Source organism: Longimicrobiaceae bacterium, from assembly GCA_035936415.1.
Lineage (GTDB): Bacteria > Gemmatimonadota > Gemmatimonadetes > Longimicrobiales > Longimicrobiaceae > JAFAYN01.
In genome coordinates, this window is the sequence record DASYWD010000245.1 from 1 (window position 1) to 4,622 (window position 4,622).

A 4,622-nucleotide genomic window follows, 5' to 3' on the forward strand; every position below is an offset into this window, starting at 1 on the left:
GTGGTAGTCTTGCCGCACCCGGACTCGCCGACGAGCCCCAGCGTCTCACCCCGGCGCAGATGGAAGGAGAGGCCATCCACTGCCTTCACGTCGCCCACGTGGCTGCGGAAGAAGCCCTTCCTGATCGGGAAGTACTTCCGCAGCCCGCGCACGACGAGGAGCGCGTCCGAGGGTGGCTCGACGTCGTCGGGCGTCTGGCCGCGGAGATCGCTGTCGCCCTTGGCGGGCGGGAGCTCGCGGTCCTCCGCGGGCTCCGGGATCCGGTCCACGTCCAGCAGGTGGCCGTCCCCCGCGGGGGCGCCTCCACGATCCGCTCCGGTCGCCGCCATCAGCCGGCCTCCCCCGCCAGGGTATCCGGATCCGCCACCGGCACGTCCTCCGGCCGCCCCGCCACCGGGGTGGCGGCGCCGGTCCCCGTCACCGCGCCCGCCGGGGTGAACCCGCCTCCCGCGCGGCGGACCTCCTCGCGGCGCTCCGGGTGCTCCACCAGCCAGCACTTGTTGCGGCGCCCGCCGCCCACGTCGAACACCGGCGGGTCCTCCTTCTCCGTCTTCTCCCACCCGTAGGGGCAGCGGTCGTGGAAGCGGCACCCCGCGGGCCAGTTGGTCGGGGCGGGGACCACCCCCGGGATCACGGCCAGGCGCTCCACCTCCTCGCCCAGCTTGGGCATGGAGCGCAGCAGCCCCTCGGTGTACGGGTTCTGCGGGTCCCGGAAGATGTCGCGCACCGGCCCCTCCTCGAACACCTGCCCCGCGTACATCACGATCACCCGGTCGCACGTCTCCGCCACCACCCCCAGGTCGTGAGTGATGAGGATGATGGACATCCCCAGCTCCTCCTGGAGCCGGTTCAGCAGCTCCAGGATCTGCGCCTGGATGGTCACGTCCAGCGCCGTGGTGGGCTCGTCCGCGATCAGCAGCCGGGGGTCGCAGGCCAGCGCCATGGCGATCATCACCCGCTGGCGCATCCCGCCCGAGAGCTGGTGCGGGTACTCGTCCACCCGCTGGTCCGGGATGGGGATCCCCACGAGCTGCAGCATCTCGATGGCCCGATCGCGCGCCGCCCGCTTGTTCAGCCCCTGGTGGAGCCGGAGCGACTCCATGATCTGCTCGCCCACGGTGAACACCGGGTTCAGCGAGGTCATGGGCTCCTGGAAGATCATGGCGATGTCGTTGCCGCGGATCTTCCGCATCCGCTCCTCCGACGCCGTCGCCAGGTCCTCCACCCCGTTCGCTCCCCGGAAGAGGATCCTGGACCCCGGCTCGATGCGCCCCGGCGGCTGCGGGATGAGCCGCATCACCGAGAGCGACGTGACCGACTTCCCGCTCCCGGACTCACCCACGATCCCCAGCGTCTCGCCCGGGTTCACGTGGAAGGAGACCCCGTCCACCGCGCGCGCCACACCCGCGTCGGTGCGGAAGTAGGTGCGGAGGTTCTCGACCTGCAGAATGGGCTCAGGCATCAACGGCTCTCGATTGCGGATTCGGGCGAATGCCGGCTGGCGCCGGCACCGCGCTCTATTCTCCCGGACACGAAACTACCGTGTCCAGGAGAACGGAGCCCGCCGGAAACGGCCCCGGCGGTCTCCGCCCTTCGGGTCACGATCGCTTTCGCAACTGCGCCTCATACCAGCCCCCACTCCTTCAGCACTCCGAGCAGGGGTGGGAGCGGCTCATGCCAGAGCCACTCCACCCGGATCCAGAGCCCGGGAAGCACCCGGCTCTCGAAGCGGCCTGCCTCGTCCAGGGCGACCGGCTCGTAGACCTGCCGCTCGCCGAGCCGGTGGAATTCCGCCCGCCGGCGCTGGGGGTCGATCAGCCAGTACTCCCGCACACCGGCCTGCTCGTACTCGTAGAACTTGTCGCCGCGGTCCCGGCCGCGGCTCTCGGGGCAGATGACCTCCACCACCAGGTCCGCGGGACCCTCCACGCAGGCGCTCTTGATCCGCTCGGCGTGCTCCGGCGTCAGCACCATCACGTCCGGCTCGCGGGCTACCTCCCCGACCTTCATCTGCACCGGCGCGGAGAGCACCACGCCTGCCCGGCGCTCCTCGCAGAAGTGCTGGAACAGCGCGGAGAGGAAGATCGCGATCTGCTGGTGCCGGGGGGAGATCGGCGTCATCGGGACCACCTCGCCGTGTACCCACTCCGCGTGCACGCCGTCGTACGCCCGGAGGAACTCCTCGTACGACATCGTCCCGGCCGGCACCTGGATCGCCATCTCACGTCCTCAGCCGCGGGTCCAGCGCGTCGCGCAGGCCGTCGCCCAACAGATTGAACGCGATCACCGTGAAGACGATCGCCAGGCCGGGGAAGGTGGCGATCCACCACGCCGTCACCAGCGCGTCGCGCCCGTCGGAGATCATGTTCCCCCAGCTGGGCGTGGGTGGCTGCACCCCCAGCCCCAGGAAGGAGAGCGACGCCTCCGTGAGGATCGTCTGCCCGATCCCAAGCGTGGCGGAGACGATCACCGGGGCCAGCGTGTTGGGGATCACGTGCCGCAGGATGATCCGCCCGTCGCCCATCCCCAGCGCGCGGGCCGCCTGCACGAACTCGCGCTCGCGCAGCGACAGCACCTCGCCGCGGACGATGCGCGCCGTCCCCATCCAGCCGGTGAGCCCCAGCACCACCACCACCAGCCAGATGGAGGGCTCGAACAGGGCGATGACCACGATCAGCAGCACCAGGCGCGGGAAGGAGAGCATCATGTCGGTGAGGCGCATGAGCACCCCGTCCGTGATCCCCCCGAAGTACCCGGCCACCGCCCCTAGCAGCGTCCCCAGCGTAATGCTGATCCCCACCGCGATGAACCCGATGGAGAGCGAGATGCGCGCCCCGTACAGCACGCGCGAGAGGATGTCCCGCCCGAACTTGTCCGTCCCCATCAGGTGCTCCCAGGACGGCTCCAGGTAGCGCGTGGCGACGATGTCCCCCTGCGCGGCGGGGTCGTACGGGGCGATCAGTGGGGTGAGCAGGGTGACCACGTACAGCAGGATCATGATGACCAGCCCGCCCATCGCCATGCGGTTGCGGCGGAAGTGGCGCCCGGCGATGGCCCACTGCGAGTCGCCGCGGACGCGCTCCATGCTCCGCCCGCGGCGCGCCACCCGCCGGACCGTCCAGAGGAGGAGCCCAAGCGCCAGGAGCACCAGCGTGGCCACGGCCACGTACATGTCGACCGGCACCCGGCGCATCGTCGGGATCTCCGAGACGGGCGCCCACGCCAGGTACGCCAGCCCGGCGAGGAGACCCCACGCCAGGACCACGGCGGTGATGGTGGTCCAGGTCACCCCCTCGGCCCGGGCGGGCGCCCCGGCACGGCCGTCCCGGGCGTCCGGGAGCGGCTCCGGCGGTACGGTTTCGACGTCAGGCGATGCGCGCATCAATTCGTCCCGTCAATCGTTGCGGATCCGCGGGTCCACCACCGCGTACAGCACGTCGGAGATCAGGTTGCCGAAGATCACGATCGCGGCGATCACGAACGAGGTCGCCATCACCAGCGGGTAGTCGCGCTGGAAGATGGCGTCAACGATCAATCGCCCCATCCCCGGCCAGGAGAAGATGGTCTCCACCAGCACCGCCCCGGAGAGCAGGAAGGGGAGGTACAGCCCCAGGAGCGTGATGATGGGGATCAGGGCGTTGCGGAGCGCGTGCTTGAAGATCACGGTACGCTCCGAGAGCCCCTTGGCGCGCGCGGTCCGGATGAAGTCCTGGTGGATGACCTCCAGCATGGAGCCGCGCATGTAGCGCGCGACCCCCGCCGCCGACCCCACCCCCAGCGCGATGGCCGGGAGAATGAGGTGCTCCAGCCGGTCCAGGAGCTGCGCGCCCGGCGGGAGGTACTCCGCCCCCACGCTCATCATCTGCGAGGCCGGGAACTGCAGCCACTCCGGCCACCCCCACTGCGAGGCCTTCAGGGAGAAGGCCAGGATCAGCATCAGCGCGAGCCAGAAGCTCGGCATGGAGTAGAAGAAGAGCGCCAGGAAGGTGAGGACGTTGTCGGCCACCGAGTACTGGCGGACCGCCTGCACGATCCCGATCAGCATCCCCAGGAGGAAGATGATGACCAGCGAGATCAGGGTGAGCTGGAGGGTGTTCCAGAGCACCTCGGGGAGGATCTCCGCGATGGGGCGCATCTGCCCGAAGGACTGCCCGAAGTCGCCTGTGAGGAAGGACTTAAGCCACTTGAAGTACTGTACGTGCAGCGGCTGGTCCAGGCCCAGGTTGCGGCGCATCTGCTCGATCACCTCCGGCGACACGTTCGGGTTGAAGAACCGAGCCGTGGGGTCGCCGGGGGCGATGTGGATGATGAAGAAGATCAGCGTCAGGATCCCCAGGAGCAGGGGGATCGCGCCGAGGATCCGCCGCAACAGGTATGCGATCACGTAGCTGGCTCCCGGGTTCTGTCCTGCGAGGGCATCCGCATCCCGCCTCCGGTTGGGTCTTCCTCGTGGGCCGCCGACAACCTGGCGATGAGCCCCTCTGCCGCGGGTCTACGCCTGTTGCAGAAACCGGACCCAACGGGGAGAGGAAGGGCCGCGGCATCCCACGAACGGCCCGTACGGCGGCAGCCGGAAGGCGCAACAGAGCAGACCCGGCCCGAAGCTGCAACAGCTTCGGGCC

5 protein-coding genes are annotated in these 4,622 nt (G+C 69.8%); all 5 read right to left on the bottom strand.

Annotated elements, in window-relative coordinates:
* Positions 1 to 329, bottom strand: a 329-nt coding sequence (locus VGR37_09795) for an ATP-binding cassette domain-containing protein (GenBank protein ID HEV2147681.1), incomplete at its 3' end; no start/stop codon positions are given.
* Positions 329 to 1,462: an ABC transporter ATP-binding protein gene (locus tag VGR37_09800; GenBank protein ID HEV2147682.1), complete on the bottom strand. Its 1,134-nt coding sequence runs from the start codon at positions 1,460 to 1,462 to the stop codon at positions 329 to 331. The genes VGR37_09800 and VGR37_09795, both read right to left, overlap by 1 nt.
* Before the next feature lie 161 nt (positions 1,463 to 1,623).
* Positions 1,624 to 2,220, bottom strand: coding sequence for a Uma2 family endonuclease (locus VGR37_09805; GenBank protein ID HEV2147683.1), 597 nt, complete (start codon positions 2,218 to 2,220; stop codon positions 1,624 to 1,626).
* A gap of 1 nt (position 2,221) precedes the next feature.
* Positions 2,222 to 3,382 carry an oligopeptide ABC transporter permease gene (opp4C, locus tag VGR37_09810; protein HEV2147684.1) on the bottom strand — a complete coding sequence of 387 codons (1,161 nt, stop codon included), beginning with the start codon at positions 3,380 to 3,382 and terminating at the stop codon, positions 2,222 to 2,224.
* 12 nt (positions 3,383 to 3,394) lie between these two features.
* A complete protein-coding gene (locus VGR37_09815; GenBank protein ID HEV2147685.1) occupies positions 3,395 to 4,384 on the bottom strand; it encodes an ABC transporter permease in 990 nt (329 codons plus the stop codon).
* Between the last annotated feature and the right edge of the window lie 238 nt (positions 4,385 to 4,622).

What these genes read in the sequence shown, in the direction of transcription:
- VGR37_09800 (HEV2147682.1), bottom strand. Translation starts at nt 1,462, where the DNA reads ATGCCTGAGCCCATTCTGCAGGTCGAGAACCTCCGCACCTACTTCCGC.
- VGR37_09805 (HEV2147683.1), bottom strand. Translation starts at nt 2,220, where the DNA reads ATGGCGATCCAGGTGCCGGCCGGGACGATGTCGTACGAGGAGTTCCTC.
- opp4C (HEV2147684.1), bottom strand. Translation starts at nt 3,382, where the DNA reads ATGCGCGCATCGCCTGACGTCGAAACCGTACCGCCGGAGCCGCTCCCG.